At 40.1% G+C, this 20792-nt stretch carries 20 protein-coding genes; 3 read left to right on the top strand and 17 right to left on the bottom strand.

From position 1 onward, the window contains the following. Positions 1–109: 109 nt before the first annotated feature. Complete coding sequence (locus BLR54_RS10285) at positions 110–766, bottom strand: leucine-rich repeat domain-containing protein (protein ID WP_090420603.1); 657 nt, start codon at positions 764–766, stop codon at positions 110–112. A gap of 336 nt (positions 767–1102) precedes the next feature. Here BLR54_RS10285 and BLR54_RS10280 point away from each other — a divergent pair, with 336 nt between their 5' ends. The 3 genes from BLR54_RS10280 to BLR54_RS15110 are packed head-to-tail and all read left to right on the top strand — an operon-like array spanning position 1103 to position 1962. Next, on the top strand, positions 1103–1357 hold the full coding sequence (locus BLR54_RS10280) for a type II toxin-antitoxin system HicA family toxin (protein WP_090420599.1): 255 nt from the start codon (positions 1103–1105) through the stop codon (positions 1355–1357). Further along, positions 1344–1709 (top strand): type II toxin-antitoxin system HicB family antitoxin, encoded by a 366-nt coding sequence (locus tag BLR54_RS10275; protein WP_090420597.1) that lies wholly within the window; start codon positions 1344–1346, stop codon positions 1707–1709. The genes BLR54_RS10280 and BLR54_RS10275 overlap by 14 nt, the downstream gene beginning before the upstream one ends. Position 1710: 1 nt before the next feature. Beyond that, positions 1711–1962 carry a helix-turn-helix domain-containing protein gene (locus BLR54_RS15110; protein ID WP_090420594.1) on the top strand — a complete coding sequence of 84 codons (252 nt, stop codon included), beginning with the start codon at positions 1711–1713 and terminating at the stop codon, positions 1960–1962. Positions 1963–1998: 36 nt separating this feature from the next. Here the strand turns inward: BLR54_RS15110 and BLR54_RS10265 are convergent, their stop codons facing one another. The 16 genes from BLR54_RS10265 to BLR54_RS10195 form a co-directional block, all read right to left on the bottom strand. After that, positions 1999–4035, bottom strand: coding sequence for a glycoside hydrolase family 127 protein (locus BLR54_RS10265; protein ID WP_090420590.1), 2037 nt, complete (start codon positions 4033–4035; stop codon positions 1999–2001). A gap of 150 nt (positions 4036–4185) precedes the next feature. Next, positions 4186–4530: a hydrogenase maturation nickel metallochaperone HypA gene (locus BLR54_RS10260; protein ID WP_090420587.1), complete on the bottom strand. Its 345-nt coding sequence runs from the start codon at positions 4528–4530 to the stop codon at positions 4186–4188. Positions 4531–4555: 25 nt separating this feature from the next. Next, complete coding sequence (locus BLR54_RS10255; protein WP_442960231.1) at positions 4556–7429, bottom strand: FAD-dependent oxidoreductase; 2874 nt, start codon at positions 7427–7429, stop codon at positions 4556–4558. A 65-nt stretch (positions 7430–7494) separates the two neighbouring features. Further along, entirely contained in the window at positions 7495–8205 is a 711-nt protein-coding gene (locus tag BLR54_RS10250) for a carbon monoxide dehydrogenase (protein ID WP_090420584.1), read from the bottom strand. Next, the gene (locus tag BLR54_RS14970; protein ID WP_176761921.1) at positions 8205–8363 is read right to left on the bottom strand and encodes a hypothetical protein; all 159 of its coding nucleotides are present in this window, start codon (positions 8361–8363) and stop codon (positions 8205–8207) included. The genes BLR54_RS10250 and BLR54_RS14970 overlap by 1 nt, the downstream gene beginning before the upstream one ends. Before the next feature lie 45 nt (positions 8364–8408). Then, positions 8409–9197 (bottom strand): acyl-CoA dehydratase activase, encoded by a 789-nt coding sequence (locus tag BLR54_RS10245; protein ID WP_090420581.1) that lies wholly within the window; start codon positions 9195–9197, stop codon positions 8409–8411. A 193-nt stretch (positions 9198–9390) separates the two neighbouring features. After that, on the bottom strand, positions 9391–10941 hold the full coding sequence (locus tag BLR54_RS10240; protein ID WP_090420578.1) for a 2-hydroxyacyl-CoA dehydratase family protein: 1551 nt from the start codon (positions 10939–10941) through the stop codon (positions 9391–9393). Further along, a complete protein-coding gene (locus BLR54_RS10235; protein ID WP_090420576.1) occupies positions 10941–12131 on the bottom strand; it encodes a 2-hydroxyacyl-CoA dehydratase family protein in 1191 nt (396 codons plus the stop codon). The genes BLR54_RS10240 and BLR54_RS10235 overlap by 1 nt, the downstream gene beginning before the upstream one ends. Before the next feature lie 191 nt (positions 12132–12322). Continuing rightward, on the bottom strand, positions 12323–13087 hold the full coding sequence (locus BLR54_RS10230) for an ATP-binding protein (protein WP_090420575.1): 765 nt from the start codon (positions 13085–13087) through the stop codon (positions 12323–12325). A 239-nt stretch (positions 13088–13326) separates the two neighbouring features. After that, positions 13327–13953 (bottom strand): uridine kinase, encoded by a 627-nt coding sequence (udk, locus tag BLR54_RS10225; RefSeq protein WP_090420572.1) that lies wholly within the window; start codon positions 13951–13953, stop codon positions 13327–13329. A 43-nt stretch (positions 13954–13996) separates the two neighbouring features. Beyond that, positions 13997–14863, bottom strand: a complete 867-nt coding sequence (locus tag BLR54_RS10220) for a YitT family protein (protein WP_090420569.1) — start codon at positions 14861–14863, stop codon at positions 13997–13999. Positions 14864–15043: 180 nt separating this feature from the next. Continuing rightward, positions 15044–16264 (bottom strand): peptidase T, encoded by a 1221-nt coding sequence (gene pepT, locus BLR54_RS10215; protein ID WP_090420566.1) that lies wholly within the window; start codon positions 16262–16264, stop codon positions 15044–15046. A gap of 106 nt (positions 16265–16370) precedes the next feature. After that, the gene (locus BLR54_RS10210) at positions 16371–16610 is read right to left on the bottom strand and encodes a polya polymerase (RefSeq protein ID WP_090420562.1); all 240 of its coding nucleotides are present in this window, start codon (positions 16608–16610) and stop codon (positions 16371–16373) included. 106 nt (positions 16611–16716) lie between these two features. After that, positions 16717–17817, bottom strand: a complete 1101-nt coding sequence (ychF, locus tag BLR54_RS10205; protein WP_090420559.1) for a redox-regulated ATPase YchF — start codon at positions 17815–17817, stop codon at positions 16717–16719. A gap of 131 nt (positions 17818–17948) precedes the next feature. Next, positions 17949–19286, bottom strand: coding sequence for an ATP-binding protein (locus tag BLR54_RS10200; protein WP_090420557.1), 1338 nt, complete (start codon positions 19284–19286; stop codon positions 17949–17951). A gap of 749 nt (positions 19287–20035) precedes the next feature. Further along, complete coding sequence (locus BLR54_RS10195) at positions 20036–20782, bottom strand: SDR family NAD(P)-dependent oxidoreductase (RefSeq protein WP_090420554.1); 747 nt, start codon at positions 20780–20782, stop codon at positions 20036–20038. Between the last annotated feature and the right edge of the window lie 10 nt (positions 20783–20792).

The raw sequence follows: 20792 nt of genomic DNA, 5'->3' as shown, positions 1-20792 counted from the left end.
ATTGTTGCTCCGTTTCATATATCTTTATTATCTATTGTACATCATTGGAGCATTTTGTAAAAATTTTGTAAAAAAAATAGAGTGAAATCCGAAGATTTCACTCATCATCTTATTCATTAAATACTCTTATTGCTATTGCTATAGCTTTCTCCCAGCTGATACCAAGTCTCGCTAAAGAACCTTGAAGCTGAGATTTAACAACATCCTTTTGATTCTTATAAACTTCACGCACAGATGCTTTCTCTTCATCTGATAATGAGTTTTTCCATTCACGTACATTATTCTCAATAAAAGCTTCCTTCTCAGAATCTGTGTACAATGATTGGTCAAAAGATGGATTTGCTGGATCAATTACTGGCTTTTCTAAATTTGTTGGCTCTTCTGGTTCTGTTGGCTCTTCCGGTTCTGTTGGCTCTTCCGCAGGAATAACTACAAGATTTCTAGAGTTTTTTAAATACTCAGCAACAACGCTTCCTTCAGGAGCGTACACCACAGCTCCGCAATACATAAATGTCTCGCCATTGATATCTGTAACACTAGCTGGAACAACAACTGTTTTGATTTCATTATTATTTTTGAAAGAATACGCTTCAATTTCTGTTGCACCTTCAGAAATTGTTAATACTCCATCCTCAATAACATATGCCTCTTCCAGCATTCCCTGCTCTTCTTCAGCCTCAGCAGCGAATGCGGTTACTACTGGTGTTCCAAAGAGCATAGCAGCACTAATCATAACAGCCATGCTGCCTTTTAACATCTTCTTCATATACATTTCCTCCGTTATTTTATATAACAATCCGGAAATTATGATTATACGCTCCTGAGCGGAAAATGTCTATGGATTAGTTGTTGAGATGGGTTGTTTCTCTTATTTAACAATAATAAATATCTTGCAAAAATGATAAAGAACAATAAAGAATCATGAAGAACCATGACAAACTATGACAAATAATGAAAATTAATAACGGATGATGAAAATTGAAAAATATAATCATTTATTTAACTATTGACATGTATATTAAATGAAAGTATATTTTATTATTACCGCAGTGCGGTATTATATTGACACCATATATAACACCATTTATAATAGGAGAGAGAAATGTCAAAATGGGATAAGTTAATAAAAAAGATTATTACTCTATCAAATGATTTGCGATTTGAAGAATTAAGAAAAGTCCTAGAAAGCTATGGTTACAAAATGTACCAGCCAAATTCAGGTAGTAGCCATTATACTTTTAGAAAACCTGGTATGCCTATTATTACTATTCCAAAACATGAGCCTATAAAAAAGGCTTATGTTATTAAAGTAAAACAAATAATAGAAAGTGAGGAATCCAACAATGAAAACACTTGATGAATTCATGCTTTTACCATATAAAATGGAAATTATTCCAGACACTGAAGAAGGCGGATTTGTTGTATCATTTCCAGAATTACCTGGTTGTTTAAGCATAGGTGAGACTATGGATTCTGCAATTGCAAACGCTATGGATGCAAAAAAAGAATGGATATCAGCTGCAATTGAAGAAGACATTAATATTCCTCTACCAGATTCTATCGATAATTATTCTGGACAGTTTAAATTGCGCCTTCCAAAGAGTTTGCATAAATCTTTATCTGAACACTCTAAAGCAGAAGGTATTAGCATGAATCAATATTGCTTATACTTACTTACTAAAAACGACGCTTTACATTATTCTAATTAATATGAACTATTCAATTAATGATTTGATCATTTCTTTTGACGAAAAAAATAACACAAAAGAGAATACAGCTGCAGCATTTAGATTACTTCGCTATGCCACAGGCATGAACCGAAAGGAACTATCTGAGTATCTACATATTCCTTATAACACCATGCGAGATTGGGAGCAAGGTTTACGAACCATGCCTCCTTATGTTTTTGAACTTATATTTTACAAACTATCAAAAGAGAATAAATTTATACATAAAAAATAGCTTCCGCAACCGCGGAAGCTATTTTCACCTTTACCTTTATTCTCTCACCCAAACCACCATCTCGTTTTCACCGCGATTTGCCCAGGCATAATATGGGATGAATTTCAAAGTAGCTGGCTCAGTCTGTGGCTTAGTGTTTGAATACAAACCTCCTGACTTGTTGACACAACGCTTTCCTTCGGCAGTAATTATTCCTACTCCATTTAAAAGATTTTCTTCAAAGCTGTAAGATAACTTTGCGTCCTCTGGGAGAGATAGGCAATTCAAATCTGTGCCGTTGTCTACTCCCTCTAAACAATACACGAAAGGTCCATAGGAAATTGCTACCTTTCCAATATCCTCTGAAACATGAGTGTTTGCATAATTTCTGCGTATGCTCATCTCAAAGGTGAGACCAATGGTACTCTCGGTTCCAGCAGGAATCTCAAAATACTGATATCCTTCTTCAGTTCCCAAAATCTCTTGATTTCCAACCACTGATGCTAATGTGTTGTCTGCCCATTCAGGTAATCTCACTCCAAAACGAAGTGTCTCTGTAGTGTTATTTTTAACTACAACTGTAGCCTTGTTATCCCATGGAAAATCTGTTTCCTGTGTGATTTCTATATCACCTGATTCCAGTTCAAACTTAGCCTCTGAATCCATATATAAATTCAAAAGTATCGTATTTCCGGATATCGTATTCACGGATACCGTATTTTCGGATATCGCATTTTCGAATTTCGTATTTTCGAATTTCGTATTTGCGGATACCGTATTTCCGAACACCGTATATACGTAGTCGTCTAATGAGGTAAGAAGTCGTGCCAAGTTAGGTGGACAGCAAGCACACCCCAACCATGAAGGTCTAACAGGCTTTACATGGCTCTTTGTAGGATCCTTTAGAGACTTTGCAGGGTTCACCTCTAAAGGATTAACATAAAAGAAGTGCTTGCCATCAAGAGCCATTCCAGCCAGAGCACAGTTATAGATTGCTCGCTCCATCACCTCTGCATATTCTGCCTTTGCTTCACATCTGAGCATTTGCTTTGCAAAAAAAGCAAGGCCTACTGCTGCACAGGTTTCACAATACATGGTGTCATTTGGAAGATCATAATCCAAAGTGAAAGACTCTCCATTTACTGTGGAGCCAATTCCTCCAGTAACAAACATTCTCTTTTCAGTTATATTATTCCAAAGTCTTTTACAAGCCTTATATACTTCCTTATCACCTGTGGTTGCCGCCAAATCTGCCAAGGCTGTGCAAAGGTATACCACGCGCACAGCATGACCCTCAGCTGTATCCATTTCCATTACAGGCACATGATTTTGAAAATAAGTGTTAGGAGCCTTCTCAATTCCTGAAAGTGCATTTGGACCATCGTATACTGCTGCCTGCTCCTTAAAGAAGTTAGGATGCTTTCCTCTCTCCATTAAAAAATATTTTGCTAAATTTAGGTACTTAGCTTCACCTGTAGCATGATACAGACGAAGTAAACCAATTTCTATTTCTTCGTGACCATCATAGCCATGAATCTTGCCCTCTTCTGGGCCAAAATTATCGTCGATATTGTCAGCAGCCTTTTTGGCCACATTAAGAACTTTTTCATTTCCAGTCACCTCATGATATGCAACCGCAGCCTCTATAAAATGTCCCATACAATAAAGCTCGTGACTGCCCCCCAAGCTTTTGTATTTATACTGAATTCCAAGAATACTAAAATAGGTATCCAAATAACCGTCCTCTTCCTGGGCATCAGCAATTAAATCGATAACCTCTAAAGCTTTCTTTTCAAGCTCTGGGTCCATTTTTTCTCTAAGTGAATATGCTACGGCCTCAAGCCATTTATAAACATCACTGTCCTGAAAAGTCCATCCATATTGAGTGCCTTTTGTTCTTCCTGCTGCAATCTTAAAATTCTCAATAGCATGGCTTTTTTCACTGGGAATACCATCATCATTCAGACGTTCCTTTTCGATTGTGATTCCTGCTGTGTCATTAAGCACATTCCACTGAAAAGGAATCATCTCTTTGCGAACTAGCTCACGATATCTTCCCCAAAATTTAGATGAAATAACAACTTTGTTCACCATTCTTCTTCCCCCTTTATTATTTAGAAAGGATGTTAAAGCCCATCATTTCTAGCCTATGGCATTATTATAGAGTTTTCTAAAATATTTTCAATTGATATTTAATAATTTTTAGACATAAAAAGACCCACAGCCTAAGCTGTGGGTCCATGATTAATCTGCAATAACTTCTTTAAGTATTACTTCATTTCCTGTGACAAGATATGTGTTGCTGCTTCCACAATGTGGACATGTCTTACCATGGGCCACTGTCTCATACTCCTGCTTGCAATCCTCGCAGAAAGTCACAGCCTTGATGGTTTCACAAACTAATTTGCTGCCATCAAGTCTAGGATATTTTTTTGCATTCCAAGCCCAGCAATCAATAAGATAATCTGGGATAACGGTGGAAACCTCTCCAACTGAAAGGACGACCTCATTAATGTGCTCAGCACCATTCTGCTCAGCAACTTCCTCAACCTGCTTAGCAACATGGAAAACTATACCTAACTCATGCATTATTTATACTACCCTTTCTAATGCCCTACTTATGGTTACGCTTATACTCCTTGTGTTCGCGCTCTGCCTGCTTTTCAGCCTCGTTCTTACGAGAGAAGGCAATCTTTGCAGCACGCTTAACTGCATAAGCACCAATATGCTTGAACTTCTCTTCAGATGGTACCATGTGTGTGCACTCTGGATGAGTTCTGTGAAGCTTGATAGCATCGAAGGCACACTTAGTTGTGCAGACACCACATCCGATACACTTATTCTCATCAACAACTGATGCACCGCACTTAAGGCAACGGCTAGCCTCTGCCTTAACCTGCTCCTCTGTAAGAGTAAGGTGAGCATCTCTGAAGGAATGCTTCATATCAATGCTTGTATCTATAGCTGGCTCATTACGTCCTGCTTGATCATATTCTTCCACAAGAATATTATCCTTGTCAAGCTCGATGAAATCACGACGGTTCTTACCGATTGTCATAGAGCATCCTGGCTGAACAAATCTGTGAAGAGAATCTGCTGCACACTTACCAGCCTCAATAGCATCGATAGCAAACTTAGGACCTGAGTAAACATCACCACCAACAAAGATATCTGGCTGTGCTGTCTGGTATGTAAGCTTGTCAGCTACAGGGTAGTTTCCATGCCAGAACTCTACCTTTTCTTTACCGTCTCCAAGGAGTCCGCCCCACTCGATACCCTGACCGATAGCGAAAATGATGTTCTTACACTCAACTGTCATAGTATCATTCTCATCGTACTGTGGATTGAATCTTCCCTCAGCATCCTTAACAGATGTACACTTCTTGAATACGATACCTGATACGTTGCCCTCAGCATCCTTAAGGATTTCCTTTGGACCCCAACCATTGTTGATTACGATATCTTCCTCAAGAGTCTCTGTGATTTCGCTGTTGTTTGCAGGCATCTCGTCTCTAGACTCAAGACAGAACATCTGTGGGTTACCTGCTCCAAATCTTGCAGCTGTACGTACACAGTCGATAGCAACGTTACCACCACCAACAACTACAACATTTCCATCCATCTTCTGGTTCTGATCCTCAAGAGCCTTGTGAAGGAAGGTAACAGCAATATCAATGCCAGACTTAGCGTCTGTTCCTGGGATTTCAGGAATCTTTCCACCCTGACATCCGATTGCAACATAGAAGGCTTTGTAGCCCTGAGCTCTAAGTTCATCAAGAGTGATGTCCTTACCAACTTCAACATTGCACTTAATCTCTACACCAAGCTGACGAATAACTTCGATTTCAGCCTCAACAACGTCCTTCTCAAGCTTCCAAGTTGGGATACCCCAAGTAAGCATACCACCTGGACGGCTGCTCTTCTCGAATACTGTTGGCTTATAACCCTTTGTTGCAAGGTAGTAAGCACATGAAAGACCAGCAGGACCTGAACCGATAATAGCAATCTTGTCATCCCACTGAGTAAGTCTGTTAGATGGAATGTCGATTGGTGGAATATATCTTGTCTCAGCGTGAAGATCACGCTCAGCAATAAACTTCTTAATGTCGTCGATAGCAACAGGAGCATCGATTGTACCACGTGTACAAGCAGCCTCGCATCTCTTGTTACATACACGACCGCAGATAGCTGGGAATGGATTATCCTTCTTGATAAGGGCAAGAGCATCCTCATATCTGCCTTCCTTAGCCATGTTTACATAACCCTGAACTGAAACGTGAGCAGGACATGCTACCTTACATGGAGCTGTACCTGTGTCGTAGCAGTTCTTACGGTTGTTGTCACGATAGTCTTCATCGTACTTTTCCTTGCCCCAGTGAACCTTGTCTGGAAGGACAACCTTTGGATATTCAACCTCTGTTCCATCCTTCTTGCAAAGCTTCTGACCAAGCTTTACTGCACCAGCTGGACAATACTCAACACATTTACCACAAGCTACACACTTCTCAGCCTCTACGTGAGCTGTGTAAGCTGAACGTGACATGTTAGGTGTGTTGAAGAGCTGTGATGTACGAAGAGCGTTACAGATGTTTACGTTACAGTTGCAAAGACCGAAGATCTTGTTCTCACCATCGATGTTTGTAATCTGATGAACATAACCAAGTGTCTCAGCACGCTCAACGATACGCATAGCCTCTTCATATGTGATATCGTGACCCTTGCCAGTCTCACGGCAGTAATCTGCAAAATCACCAAGTCCGATACACCAGTTCATCTCGTCATCGCCACAGCCTTCTTCAAGACAAGCACGGCTGACACGGCATGAACACTGACCTACACCAATGTGGCCTTCGTATTTCTTGAGCCAGTATGAAATCTGCTCAAGGTCTACCTTTTCATTTTCAAACTCGATAGCCTTCTCAACAGGGATAACGTGCATACCAACGCCCGCACCTCCTGGTGGAATAAGATGTGTAAGACCATCTAGTGGCATAAATGTCATTCTCTCAAAGAATGATGCAAGAGCTGGATGCTCCTTTAATCTATGGTTTGAACGCTCTCCTACAACTGACTCTTCCATATTGAAAAGCTCAGCTGAACCTGGAACGAAGATAGGTAAAATGTATCTACGCTCAGACTGTGGAGCTGTACGTCCGTTGTGATCATAGTGATTACCATAATCGTACTCTAAAAGTCCGATGTATGACATTTCATCAAGTAACTTCTGGAAAGCTTCTTTATCCTTAGCTTTCTCAGGATTCATCTTACAGAGTTCATCAAATGTATAGTGATGACGAAGCTTCATGGTAAGACCAACCTCAGCCATCTCCTCTGTAATAATTTCTGCAAGACCCCAGTACTCTGGATCCTCAACTTTGACGCCCATCATCTTGTGACCCATGACGTCAGTAATCTTTCTGCCAAGCGCAATAATCTTCTTGCTTGGCTCTTTGTCTGTCATGTGTGGTGGCATGACAGCCTTACTCATTTCTGGCATTTCCTTATACTCCCTTTCTTTCCCTAAATCCGGCATTATCCTAGTCTATATAGAATCTAATGAACTGCGAAATGAAGTTCGCGGAGTCCTTCGACTTCGTCGCAGATTTTCTGTAACGAGCACGATCCGCAGTCCATCATAACGTTCTTGAAGATGTGGTCTATGGTGCCAGTGATATCTTCAAGATGCTTTGCCTGCTCTGCCAATGCCTTATAATCAAAGGCAGGGTCAGTTATAAATATGAGCTTTACAGCTTCAATATTTTTGTTTTCGTGGTAGGTATCAATGAATAGCTTTCCTACTTGGGCAAAACCAAGGCCCTCCTTAAGAGCTTCGGCTGAGACTCTAACCGGCTCTCTACCTTGCTTTGCAGAGATTCGAGTCATGTAGCCTTTAGGATTGATATGATACCTAACATATTCAATTTTCCTTATAGCATTATAAAGAGCATTGCCATCCCCCAAGCTGTCTTCAGCCACCTTAACAATGGCGATTCTAGCGTATGGGTGGTCTTCCTTAATATCTTTTAAGTCTGGTCCTAGTAAAAGAACCTCATCCGTATTTACGAAATCATCCTGACAGGTTACTGCCATGGCACTGACTGCTGGGTTTGTTCCACCACCAAGTTCATAGGCCATATCTGACCTTAAGATAAGGTTGTGGTCTCCAACATCTTCCCAATTCGTATTTACGATATCCATTTTTGTCGCGCGGGTAAGGTCAAGACCAGAAAGCAACGTCTTAATGCTTTCATCATATAACTTCATTAGATTTTTCTATCTCTCTTTATCTTGTCATAATGCTTTGCAAGTAAAGGCTGGATGGCGCTAGTCAACTTCATATCAAGATTGAAGAAGTAAACAATCATAGATAAAATCCAAAGACTAACTAAAACAATTGCAATAACTAACAATACTTTGATCATAACTATTCTCCTAATCCGGCTGTTATGCCTAATTAATTAATATTATTATCTAGCTTTTTGTCTAGCAAATTCAGCAGCACCAAGGGCGCCCATAAGCTGTGGATCAACTGGAAGGTCAATAACCTTGAGCTTGAGAACCTGCTCGATAGCAGCCTTAAGACCTGCGTTCTTTGCACAACCACCTGTAAGTGTGATGTGGTCTACAGCACCTGCCTTCTTTGACATTACAAAGCAACGCTTTGCAACTGAAAGTTGGATACCTGCTGCAATCTCATCCATAGGCTTGCCTTCACCAACAAGTGATATAACCTCAGACTCAGCAAATACTGTACACTGTGCTGTGATTGGAATAACATTCTTTGCCTTAAGTGAAAGGCTTGAAAACTCATCCAAACCCATTTCAAAGGCTCTTGCCATGGCCTCAAAGAATCGACCTGTACCTGCGGCACATTTGTCGTTCATGGCGAAGTTAAGAACTGTACCATCAGTATCAACGGCGATACCCTTAACATCCTGACCGCCGATATCTATTATTGCTTTGACACTAGGGTCTGCAACGTGAACACCCATAGCATGACAGCTAATCTCTGAAATGTTTTCATCTGCAAATGGTACCTTATTACGACCATAGCCAGTACCAACAAGGTATGCTAAATCCTGTGCTGAGTTCAAATCTGGTACCTGAGCCACCGCCTGGTCAAGGGCATCCTGACATGAAAGCACTGCGTTAATTCTACTTTTCAAAGTAACATCGGCTACCATCTTACCTGTCTCGTCAATGATGACGCACTTGGTATATGTTGAGCCTGAGTCACAACCACCAAAATATTTCATTTTTTAATTCTCCTAGTCCGCACTATAGTTCAGCCAATGTCTCTTGTCATTCACCACGCTTGCGCTCTTATTCGCTCATTGCCCTACATAAGATGCTGCTTTGCACCATCTAAGTAGGGATGGCTCATCAAGGGTTCATTTACAAGGCACATAGTCTGAACTTAGTGCTCATCTAAATAATTAGTACACGTACTTACCACAAATTAGTATCATCGTAGTCTTCTAACGTTGGATCAAGAGGTTCTTCGCGAAGGACTGAACGCATGTAGCGGTTTACGTCTTGGCGAAGGTTCTTGCGTGGAATAACTCTTGGATCGTAAAGATCGTGATTTACCCATACAAGCTTGATGCCATGTTCACGAGCCTGCTGCTCGAACATACCATGCATACCATCAAGGGCCTTGCAGGCAATGTGTTCCCAGAGGATAACCATATCTGCTCTGAACTCCTCGCAGTAGCGCCATAAATCATCAAGAAGTACCTCGTAACCACCATGAGTACGATTTCTCATAATCATGTTTTCGTACTGGTGAGCCATATCGTAATATGCCTGTTCCTTGTCATCCTCAGATATAGGATCAAGGGAAACCATTGTAAGCATATCGAACAATGGAAGAATTCCCCAGCAGTTTAAAAGCCATGCTACAAAATCTGTATAGAACTGAGACTGAACGCCCCAAATTATAGCACGATGACGGTATTCCTTAGCAAGCATAGTCTTGTTCTTGTAGGCCTCTGTGGCCATCTTTGTAATCTTTTGATCTAGTGTGGCGAAGACTGGCACCTTTCCAGCGATAGCCATGTATTCTGTCTCACGGTAAAGAAGGATGTTATTTCCAACTACCTGAGGATAATCTGTCTTTGAAATCTCAAGCCACTCAGAGCACTCTCTAGCACCGATGTTAATGCGCTTAGCACACTCGAAGTAGTAATCCCAGTCGAACTTTTCGCCTGTCTGCTTTTCGATGAAAGCAATAGCATTTCTAACTTCCTGAGCTGCGTACTCCTGAACTCCTGGCTCAGTGTGACGAAGTGGTGTTGCAAGCTGATGAACTGGAATACCATTTCTCTCAAGTGCCCTTGAAATAACACCATTTCCCATAAGGGAACCGTCACAGGTTGTGTTACACTGAACGGCGCACTTACCAAAGATTGGCATATCACCATCTATACAAATGCCTGCCTCAGATGCTGGCATTGGGCAAACATCACCAGGCATACCACATTCCTGAACCACATCCAGGTAATGTGTCATAGCATCTCCTTGAAGAAGAACGCACACATAACAGCTGGCTGTCTCCCAGCTAAGCCCCTCGAGATTTGGGAAACCACACATGATGTTGGTCATTTCGTTCTCATCCATAAGAACTACATGCTTTGACTTTTCAGGCTTTGCTCCAAGATTTTGATCCATGGAGAAAATCTTTGTAAGAAGCTTAGCAACATCAGATGCCACCAAATCATACTCCTCGCGGCAGATACGAAGCTGTGTACCACGAAGGCCCATGGAATGCTTGTCAATCATCATTGGTACGGCCAAGTAGTTTAACATCCAGCGATATCTGAAGAAGCCCTTCACATTCTTTGGATGAAGCATAAACTTTCCAAGCATAGCGATTATGCCAAGCCATCTGGTGTAATCGTACCAAGTATCCTTTATTCCTCTCCACTCACGATGCTTGAACACCTTTTTGTCTGCACTGTAAAGCTTTCCAAGCTGTGAGCTTCCAACTGCTTTACCCATTACTTCTTACCTCCTTGGATTTTCTTAATTTCAATACTCTCCACGAAGGCCTGTACACGGGTACGAAGCTGTCCGGAATTTCCAACCGCATAAGGGCGGTCTATTGTGAGGACTGGATAACCATATTCATCGCGTAAAACATGGCTTCCAACCATTCTCTCATAAGCCCAAGGATCACAGAACTTCATCTGTTCATAGATGATTCCATCTGCCTTATACTCCTTGGCGATTTCATCAACATACTCACGTCTGCGATTCATCTTTGGCGTATCCATATGACGTGGGCACATGCAGCTCATCATATAATGACGGCAAATCTGTGTGAGCACATCCTCCTCATCATTAAGGATGATTTCCTCACGACCTGGCAAAGAACCGAAGCAGAAGCGGTCTGCACAAACATAGGCTCCTGAATCCTCTACCAGCTTAATCATATCTATGTCGTCAATCTCAGAACCTACAACAGCCACTCTTGCTCTAAATGGCCATTTTTCATCTGGTTGACGATTCTTAACCTCTTCTAAGGTTTCCTCAAGCTTTTCTAAAAGCAAATCCTGAGGACACACATAAGTGCACATTGTGATAATGTGGAATTCGTAACCTGTGATGCGAGGCTTTTCTTCCTTACGGAAATTGCCAAGCTCTGTGATAATTCGACAGATTTTATTGTGATCCTCTACTGCTTTTCTAAGAGCAGTATCACTTATATCTATGCCAAACTTTTCATGTAATGGCTCAAGGATTTTGCTTCTACACTGACCAATGTAAAGATTCAATCCATTGTCATCAGCCTTCATTGGTACCTCAAGGTACTGGTAGAAGAAATGCTCCTTGTCATTCATTTTTAATAGCTCCATGTTTTCAACGCAGCGGTTGATCATGGTGCATCCATCTGGTGCCATAAGACAATCTAAAAACTGATAGCCTCCTTCAATGGCACGCTCAAGTAATGCTCGTGAATATTCGCATAAAAGACTAGTAAGATAGTATGTGCCCATCTCCATAGAACCTGTTCTAGGCGCACGTAGTCTTACTGAAAAAGCATTACCTAAATTCATCAATACTTCTGGAATCTGATAGCATACAGAACCAACGCAGACGCGGCCCTCAGCCTGGGCCTGTCTAACTAGGTCGTTGTCTGCATCCATAAGAAGATTCTCAAAGTAATATAGATGCTTTAAGTCCTTCATATATTTAATTCTCCCTACTATCCGCAATGCTTCAAGTTAGCTATATATATTCCAGAGACACGCTTTCGCTCTTGCGGTGCTCATTGCCCTACATAAGATGCCAGTAAACTGCCATCTAAGTAGGGATGGCCCCTAAAGGTCTCTTGGAACATATATATCTAACTTTTGCCTTGCTCAACTACAAAATTAAGTTATAAAACACCCATCTTCTTGAGAGAATTACGTAATCCCTCTACGATTGGTGCTTCGCTTGGAATGTAAAATACGGATTCGCCTTTAAGATCACGTTCTGTAAGATTAGCATCTGCTGGAATCCAACCAAGAAGTGGAATATCTCCCAAATCCATATACTGCAAAACGTCCTCTGATGGAACTCGATTTACAACTACTCCAATCTCATCGTACATCACAAGGTTGTCTGCCACTTCTTTGATTGTCTTAACTACGCCACAGCCCTTCTTACTAGAATCGGTAATAAGAACAAGGTGTGTAACCTTTTCCATGACACGGCGATTGATCTGCTCGATACCAGCCTCGCCGTCTATAACGATATAATCGAAATTGTCGGCCACCTGAGAGATGACCTCTTTAAGATATGTGTTGATTTTGCAATAGCAGCCAGCAGCCTCTGGCCTTCCGATTGCAATAAATGAGAAGCCGTCCATCTCAACCATAGCATCAAAAATGCGATATCTGGCTTCGCCAAGTACCTCTACTGTGGCACCTGAATCACCTGACTCTGCAGCCTCAACTGCTTCTTTTCTAATATCATCGAGAGTAAGCTCTGGCTCAACTCCCAGTGCAGTAGAAAGACCAACAGCTGGATCCGCATCGATTGCTAGGATTTTCTTGTCTGGATAAGCTTCCACTAATAATTTGACCATGACAGATGCAAGGGATGTTTTTCCAACTCCACCTTTACCTGCAACAGCCAACACTATAGGTTTCTTTTCCATTTCCAATTATTTCTCCCTCTAACTAAATACGCTATTCTTGAGAAATGTCCAGCCAGTCAGTATTTGAATAGCATAAGTATATTATCACAGGATTTATATGTGATAAAGGCAAAAAAACAGCCACAGGCGTTTTTAGTCAGTCTTGACAAAAACACTTGTGGCATAAATGGCGCATTGCACAACACAGATGTGGATATCACCTCTAATACACATCTGTGTGGTATTATACGACTTGTTTATTAAACCTCAGCATGAAGCTTTTTGGTCATATATGTAATAAGCATATCTAAACCAGCTGCATTTTCACCGCCACGTGGAATAATAATATCTGCATACTTCTTTGATGGCTCAACAAATTCCTCGTGCATAGGCTTAACTGTCTTTGAGTACTGATCAATGATTGACTCAATGCTACGACCTCTCTCAATCATATCACGCTTGATTCGACGCATAAGACGTTCGTCAGCATCTGTATCAACGAAAATCTTGATATCCATCAAATCACGAAGTTCCTTGTTCTCTAAGATAAGGATTCCTTCCATAACGATTACAGACTTTGGCTCAATTCTAACTGTTTCATCAGAACGATTATGGTTTACATAATCATAAACCGGCATATCAATTGCATATCCCTTGATAAGCTTTCTAACATCCTCCGCCATACGATCAGACTCAAAGGAATCTGGATGATCGTAGTTAAGCTGGCTTCGCTCCTCGTAAGTCATATCTGGATGAGCCTTGTAATATGAATCATGGCTGATAACCGCAATATCCTCTCCAAAGAAATCCTGTAACTTGTTAATGATGGTGGTTTTTCCTGATGCAGAACCTCCTGCAACACCTAATACGCAAATCTTTTCTGACATTTTTATACTCCATTAAAACTTAATACTACAACTAGGCTTATTGCTAGCCTTTAAAACGCTTAAAGCCCTCTCCATAAACTGCCTTTGATTCCATTATGACAATAAATGCATCTACGTCAATCTTTTTTGCAACACGATTAACTTGATACATCTGCTTATCAGAGCAAGCACACATAAGAACCTGACGCTCGTCCCCCTTGTATCCACCTTTAGCAGTGAAAATAGTGGTACCACGCTCAACAGCCTTATCAATGGCATCTGAAATAGCCTCAGCCTTGTTGGTAACAATCATACACATCATACCTGAATCGGCAGAAATCATTACCTTATCAACTACAAGTGAACCAATATAACTGATTATAAATCCGTAGCACAATGCTTCAAAAGAATGAGCATAGGCTAATGTATCAATTATAATGATTACCGCATCTACGATGAAGAAGATTCTTCCCAAGGACATATGTGGATGCTTGGCTTTGATTATCATCATTACAAAATCAGCACCACCGGTGGATGAATTTCTCATATAAACCAGTGCATATCCCAATCCTGTGAACACACCTACAACAATTGCATTCAAGAGAATGTTACCTATCTCGATTCTAGGCACATGTGGTGCAACAAAATCCATCATTACTGTGCCGATAGCCATTGTTTTAAAGGATCTCAGCAAGAATTTCTTTCCCAAAACCTTGTAGGCTGCAAAGATAAGCGGGATATTCATTATGATTGTAACAAGACCGATTTTCCAACCCCAGTACTGATAGAAAATCATAGCGATACCGGAGAGTCCTGTCAATGGGAATTTTGCATCGGCTGCAAAATTATACAAAGCGATACCGATGCACAGGCCTGACAAAGCATCCATTAAAACATCAATTAAAAGCTCTTTTCTTTTTTCTGATGACATATTATTCCCCCTAAGTCCGCCCTGATTATATCTTGCAAGCATTACAATTCGCCACGCTTGCGCTCTTATTCGCTCATTGCCCTACATAAGATGCTGCTAAAGCACCATCTAAGTAGGGATGGCTCATCAAGGGCTCATTTGTAACACTTGCAAGATGTTTACATGGCTCATTTATGAATTCTAGTTATTAGAAAAACGCTTTACGATTTCATGAAGCACGCGGACTACAGTGTCCATGCCTTCGGCGGTGATGTGCTCCATTGGGCCGTGGAAGTTGTAGCCTGCTGTACCAAGGTTTGGACAAGGCAATCCCATAAATGAAAGACGTGCTCCATCTGTGCCTCCTCGAATTGCAACAGCCTTTGGCTCCTCTCCAGCTTCCTTTAACGCATCAAACGCGTAATCTATTAGGAACATATGAGGCTTGATCATTTCAAGCATATTCTGATACTGATCTTTGATAGTAAGCTCACAAGTTCCAGCACCGTATTTCTGATTGATGATGTTTGCTGCATGCTCCATGACTTTTTTCTTGTCTGCAAACTTAGTTGCGTCATGGTCACGAATTATGTAAGAAAGAGTTGCTTCAGCAACATCTCCAGACATGTCTGTAAGATGGAAGAAGCCCTGGTATCCTTCAGTCTGTGAAGGTGTCTCTGTTGGTGGAAGCATTGAGTTAAACTCCATCGCCACAAGAGCTGCATTTACCATAATATCTTTTGCATCACCAGGATGAATGTTGACACCGTTAAATTTAACCTCTGCTCCTGCTGCATTGAAGTTTTCATATTCAACAGCATTTTCCTCGCCACCGTCTACCGTATATGCGAAGTCAGCACCGAAATGCTTTACATCAAAGTGGTCTGCACCTGCACCAATTTCCTCATCAGGTGTGAAGGCAATGCAAATCTTTCCATGAGGCTCATTGCTGTTAAGGATTTCCTCAACAAAAGTCATAATCTCAGCAATACCAGCCTTATCATCTGCACCTAGAAGTGTAGTTCCATCTGTATGAATAAGGGTGCGACCTTTTAACTCCTTAAGATGTGGAAAATCAGAAACCTTAATGGTACGTCCGCTTGTTCCGAGGACAACATCCTCTCCATTATAGTTTTCTTCAATTATCGCATTTACGTTTTCACCACAGAAATCTGGTGCAGTATCCATGTGTGCAATGAAGCCAACTACCTTTTTATCCTCAAGACCTGCTGTAGCAGGGATTGAACCGTACACATAACACTTGTCATCCACATGTGCATCAGAAACTCCAAGCGCCTTTAATTCTTCAACCAAAAGCTTTGCAAGGTCAAATTGACGTGATGTTGAAGGCACTGATGTGCTATCTTCATCGCTTGTAGTGTAAATCTTTACATAATTTAGTAATCTTTCGTATGCTCTCATTTTTATTCTCCATAAAAATGGGGCTCAATGCTGAGCCCCATATAATACTTTTCAATATTACTTTGAAAATCTTTTCAGTTAGTCTTGGGGCAACTCCCCTCTGCATTTATTGGTTAATCATAAACTCAAGAAGCTTCTTTGAATCCTCTGGCTCGTAAGCAATAAGCTCAAGCTCTGGAATGATGCTTGAATCTGCCTGGAAAATACTAGCCAAAGAAACAAACTGTGAAAGCTTTGACTTAAGGTTTAATCTATCACCTTCGTTTGTAATAAGCTCTACTGTACCTTCGCAGCTATCAATTACCTTAAAAAACGCTTCTGTGTCTTTAATGTTAGTAATCTTCATATTTACCTCCTTTAAAGGTTCACAAACAAATTATCCATTCACAATTCTTATAATAATACATTTTAATATAAAATTTGTGAACTCATTAGTAACTATTCAGACTACATTATACGTTAAATCTGAAGGTAATTACATCACCGTCAGCGACAACATAGTCCTTTCCTTCCATACGAACAAGGCCTTTTTCCTTTGCTGCTGTCATTGAACCGTTTTCCATAAGTGCATCATAGCTAACAACCTCAGCCTTAATGAATCCACGCTCGAAATCAGTATGAATCTTTCCAGCTGCCTGTGGAGCCTTTGTACCCTTCTTGATTGTCCATGCACGAGTCTCATCCTCACCTGAAGTAAGGTAAGAAATAAGGCCAAGAAGTCTGTATGAAGCTGTGATAAGCTTATCAAGACCTGACTCAGAAAGTCCCATTGCCTCAAGGAACTCTTGCTTTTCTTCCTCAGACTCAAGCTCTGAAATTTCCTGCTCAATCTGAGCTGAAATTACAAATACCTCTGAACCTTCCTTTGAAGCGTACTCGCGAACAGCCTGAACGTTTTTATTGTTTGCGCCGTCGTCTGCAAGATCTTCATCCTCAACGTTTGCAGCATAGATAACTGGCTTTGCTGTAAGAAGATTGTACTCCTTGAAGTAACCTTCCTCATCCTCATCGTTAAGCTCAAAAGTCTTAGCCATGTTTCCAGCTTCCATATGCTCAATAAGGCGCTTCTGCATTGCAGCTTCCTTCTGAAGTGTCTTGTCCATACGAGCTGAACGCTCTGTCTTAGAGTAGCGACGCTCCATAACTTCCATATCTGAGAAAAGAAGCTCAAGGTTGATTGTCTCGATATCACGAAGTGAATCGATAGAACCATCAACGTGAACTACGTTTGCATCCTCAAAACAACGAACAACATGAACAATAGCATCTACCTCACGGATGTTTGCAAGGAACTGGTTTCCAAGACCTTCACCCTTTGAAGCACCCTTTACAAGACCTGCAATATCAACAAACTCGATTGTTGCAGGAACAGTCTTCTTTGAGTTGTACATCTTTGTAAGTGCGTCGAGACGCTTATCTGGTACTGAAACGATACCTACATTTGGATCGATTGTAGCAAATGGATAGTTTGCTGCAAGTGCTCCAGCCTTTGTTAATGAATTAAAAAGTGTACTTTTACCTACGTTTGGAAGTCCAACGATTCCTAGTTTCATAATTTCTCCTTCTTCCCCTTAACTTAAAATAAGGGTTTCTTCAATATATTATATATTTATATAGCGTAAACTATTCAAAATCTAAAATATATTACCATAATCCATGGAATATCTCCACTATATATAATTTGTTATAATTCTTTTTTCTTCAAATAATCTTTTATCTTAAACGCACAAAAATATGGGAATGTATAAATATCATTTGCATGCCCCACATTAAAATTACCTAGTTTTATTCCATATGAAATATCACCATAGTTCTTATTCTTAATTAGTGTAGACAATGATTTCGACTGATCATTATTAGACTTAACTTCAACAGGAATCAAATCATTTTGTGTTCTTACAAAAAAGTCTTCTTCAAGAGTAGAATTTTCTTTCTTGTAATAGAAAAGTCCAAGTCCCTGCTTTACAAAAGCCTCAGCTACAAAGTTCTCATAAAGCGCGCCTTTGTACACTCCGAGATTCTTATTTACTCTTAAATCTTCCTGTGCTTCCTCATCTAACGCAGATACCAGCAATCCAGTGTCCGGATAATATAGTTTATATTTGCTCTCCTCTACATTGCCTTTTAGTGGCAGTTCAGGGAACTGTAAACACTTACATTCTGTAATAACCCCTGCATCAATAAGCCACTCAATACATCCAGTGTATTCCCTTGATCTTGCATTCTTCTCGATTTTATTAAACTGGAATTTCTTATTTTCTTTTGCAAGCTGTGCAGGAATGCTTCTGTACACGCTAATAATTTTGGCTTGATCAAGACTCTCCGCGTATTTTCTCACATCCTCTTCATAATCAAGCCTAATTTGTTCTTGCACATCCAATGTACCAGAAAAAGTACCTGTCTCAATATAGAGCTTAACTACATCGGGCATTCCTCCTAGCACACAGAAATCCAAGAATAGACCCTTATAAATCGACAACTCATTCTCATTAAAAGGCTTATTTTCTATCATGTGAACCAGAATAGAATCAATCTGTTCCTGACTATACCCTTTTGCCCAAAGAAACTCTTCAAAATCCATCGAATGCATTTCATAATCTGTCTTTGCGCCAACGCTATTACTGTGAATCTTTTTATAATTAATTCCAAGTATCGATCCACTGCATATAACATCGTATTTTCTATCTATCTTAAAGGATTTAAGAGTTGTGGCGACATCCGGATTTTCTTGTATTTCATCAAAAATAATTATGGTTTCATCAGGAATGAACTTAAAAGATGGATCTGCCAAAGAAATATTCTTGATAACACTTTCGACATCGTAACCATCTGCAAGTATCTTCATGAATTTTTTCTCTAGAGCAAAATTGATATACACAACATTTTCGTAATTCTCCCTAGCAAAATGCATGATTGATTCTGTCTTACCAATCTGTCGCGCACCTTTCACAATAAGAGGCTTATGTGCCGGGTCTGCTTTCCAACTGTTTAGATACTCATCAATCTTTCTTCTGTAATACATTTTTCTACCTCCAAGCAAATATTATCACATAATATGAGGCAGTTTCAACCAGCGTATCACATTTTATGAGGCACTTTTATATTGTAATCACACATTTTATGAATATTAAAATCTTGACATAACTCCCCTAACACAGCAAACAAAAGTGCCTGTTGTCACGATTGTTATATATTTATAGGACAATATCTCTATACCTCTTTATTCAAATCTGAATGAAAAAGAACAGCTATCCTTCGATAACTGCTATGTAAGATTTTATTTAGTTTTGTTCATCTATATAAATGGCACCATATACACAGGAATATAGTTTATTCCATTCTCCCACTTATAATCTTTCGTATGAACTACATATTTATCTTTTATACGTCTACTAAATTTATCACAAAATACATCCAACGATTTATGCGCTCTGTAATTCCCAGCCTTTACTTCTATCGGACATATTTTATCCTCTACTGAAGTAAGAAAAATAACTCAAATCCCCATTCAAGTAAACCAAAAATCAACTCGAATCCCCATTCAAATCTTATCAATAGTCACTGAAATCCCCTTTTAGCAGCCTTATTCTGGAAGTAGTTACAAAGTTTGGCTACCCGTTTACATGAAATTTTTGCGGATATCCACGATTTTTTCATGGACAATAATAGACCAGCACGAATCTGGGCGTCCTCAAATCTGGGGTCCTCAGGGTACTGGTCTACGTAAGATTTTATTTAGTTTTATCCCGACAAACTTGAATTGTCGCGCTCTTATAAGTATTTCTTCAACATTTTTAACCACTGGTTCATGATAAATCTGTGCGGTATCACTTTACTGTAAAATCTCGTATACTTAAACAAAGACGAACTCATAGAAACATCTTTACCCTTATGACAATCCTTAAGTGCCTGTTTTACGACTTTCTCCGGAGTCACTATGCCGGGATAACGTATTCTTTTTCCATCCTTTTCTTTTGGAAGCATCTTAGTATCGACCCATCCGGGACAAACAGCCGTACAGGTTACGTCACGCAACTCTCTGTTTATAGCTCGTGTAAACGACAATAAATATGCTTTGCTTGCAGCATACAACGATATATACGGATTTGGCTGAAATGCTGATGCCGATGCAATATTAAGGATAAACGAACCCTTTTTCATAAAGGGAATGGACACCCTACATAAAAGCGCTGCAGCTTCGCAATTGATATTCAGCATAGTTGCTACCTCATCATACGAGAACTCACTGAACCCTCCCATCTTTGCAACTCCAGCGTTATTTATCAAATATTGGATTTCAGGTTTTTCCCTTTCTATTCTTTCACAAAGAGATCGTATTTCTGCCTCTTTAGACAAATCCGATTTAATCGGAACGATCTTCTGCCCAAACTCCTTAACAAGTTCCGCTAGCCTTTCTTCGCTTCGTCCTATAGCCCATATCTGATCCACCTCATCAAGTATTTCCTTAACAAACTCTCTGCCAATATCTCCTGTTGCTCCTGTTATTAAAGCAATCATTGTTTTTATC

This window comes from Pseudobutyrivibrio sp. YE44 (assembly GCF_900104335.1).
Lineage (GTDB): Bacteria > Bacillota > Clostridia > Lachnospirales > Lachnospiraceae > Pseudobutyrivibrio.
This window is presented reverse-complemented; position numbering and strand designations above follow the sequence as displayed.

What these genes read in the sequence shown, in the direction of transcription:
- BLR54_RS10285 (WP_090420603.1), bottom strand. Translation starts at nt 766, where the DNA reads ATGAAGAAGATGTTAAAAGGCAGCATGGCTGTTATGATTAGTGCTGCT.
- BLR54_RS10280 (WP_090420599.1), top strand. Translation starts at nt 1,103, where the DNA reads ATGTCAAAATGGGATAAGTTAATAAAAAAGATTATTACTCTATCAAAT.
- BLR54_RS10275 (WP_090420597.1), top strand. Translation starts at nt 1,344, where the DNA reads ATGAAAACACTTGATGAATTCATGCTTTTACCATATAAAATGGAAATT.
- BLR54_RS15110 (WP_090420594.1), top strand. Translation starts at nt 1,711, where the DNA reads ATGAACTATTCAATTAATGATTTGATCATTTCTTTTGACGAAAAAAAT.
- BLR54_RS10265 (WP_090420590.1), bottom strand. Translation starts at nt 4,035, where the DNA reads ATGGTGAACAAAGTTGTTATTTCATCTAAATTTTGGGGAAGATATCGT.
- BLR54_RS10260 (WP_090420587.1), bottom strand. Translation starts at nt 4,530, where the DNA reads ATGCATGAGTTAGGTATAGTTTTCCATGTTGCTAAGCAGGTTGAGGAA.
- BLR54_RS10255 (WP_442960231.1), bottom strand. Translation starts at nt 7,429, where the DNA reads ATGAGTAAGGCTGTCATGCCACCACACATGACAGACAAAGAGCCAAGC.
- BLR54_RS10250 (WP_090420584.1), bottom strand. Translation starts at nt 8,205, where the DNA reads ATGAAGTTATATGATGAAAGCATTAAGACGTTGCTTTCTGGTCTTGAC.
- BLR54_RS14970 (WP_176761921.1), bottom strand. Translation starts at nt 8,363, where the DNA reads ATGATCAAAGTATTGTTAGTTATTGCAATTGTTTTAGTTAGTCTTTGG.
- BLR54_RS10245 (WP_090420581.1), bottom strand. Translation starts at nt 9,197, where the DNA reads ATGAAATATTTTGGTGGTTGTGACTCAGGCTCAACATATACCAAGTGC.
- BLR54_RS10240 (WP_090420578.1), bottom strand. Translation starts at nt 10,941, where the DNA reads ATGGGTAAAGCAGTTGGAAGCTCACAGCTTGGAAAGCTTTACAGTGCA.
- BLR54_RS10235 (WP_090420576.1), bottom strand. Translation starts at nt 12,131, where the DNA reads ATGAAGGACTTAAAGCATCTATATTACTTTGAGAATCTTCTTATGGAT.
- BLR54_RS10230 (WP_090420575.1), bottom strand. Translation starts at nt 13,087, where the DNA reads ATGGAAAAGAAACCTATAGTGTTGGCTGTTGCAGGTAAAGGTGGAGTT.
- udk (WP_090420572.1), bottom strand. Translation starts at nt 13,953, where the DNA reads ATGTCAGAAAAGATTTGCGTATTAGGTGTTGCAGGAGGTTCTGCATCA.
- BLR54_RS10220 (WP_090420569.1), bottom strand. Translation starts at nt 14,863, where the DNA reads ATGTCATCAGAAAAAAGAAAAGAGCTTTTAATTGATGTTTTAATGGAT.
- pepT (WP_090420566.1), bottom strand. Translation starts at nt 16,264, where the DNA reads ATGAGAGCATACGAAAGATTACTAAATTATGTAAAGATTTACACTACA.
- BLR54_RS10210 (WP_090420562.1), bottom strand. Translation starts at nt 16,610, where the DNA reads ATGAAGATTACTAACATTAAAGACACAGAAGCGTTTTTTAAGGTAATT.
- ychF (WP_090420559.1), bottom strand. Translation starts at nt 17,817, where the DNA reads ATGAAACTAGGAATCGTTGGACTTCCAAACGTAGGTAAAAGTACACTT.
- BLR54_RS10200 (WP_090420557.1), bottom strand. Translation starts at nt 19,286, where the DNA reads ATGTATTACAGAAGAAAGATTGATGAGTATCTAAACAGTTGGAAAGCA.
- BLR54_RS10195 (WP_090420554.1), bottom strand. Translation starts at nt 20,782, where the DNA reads ATGATTGCTTTAATAACAGGAGCAACAGGAGATATTGGCAGAGAGTTT.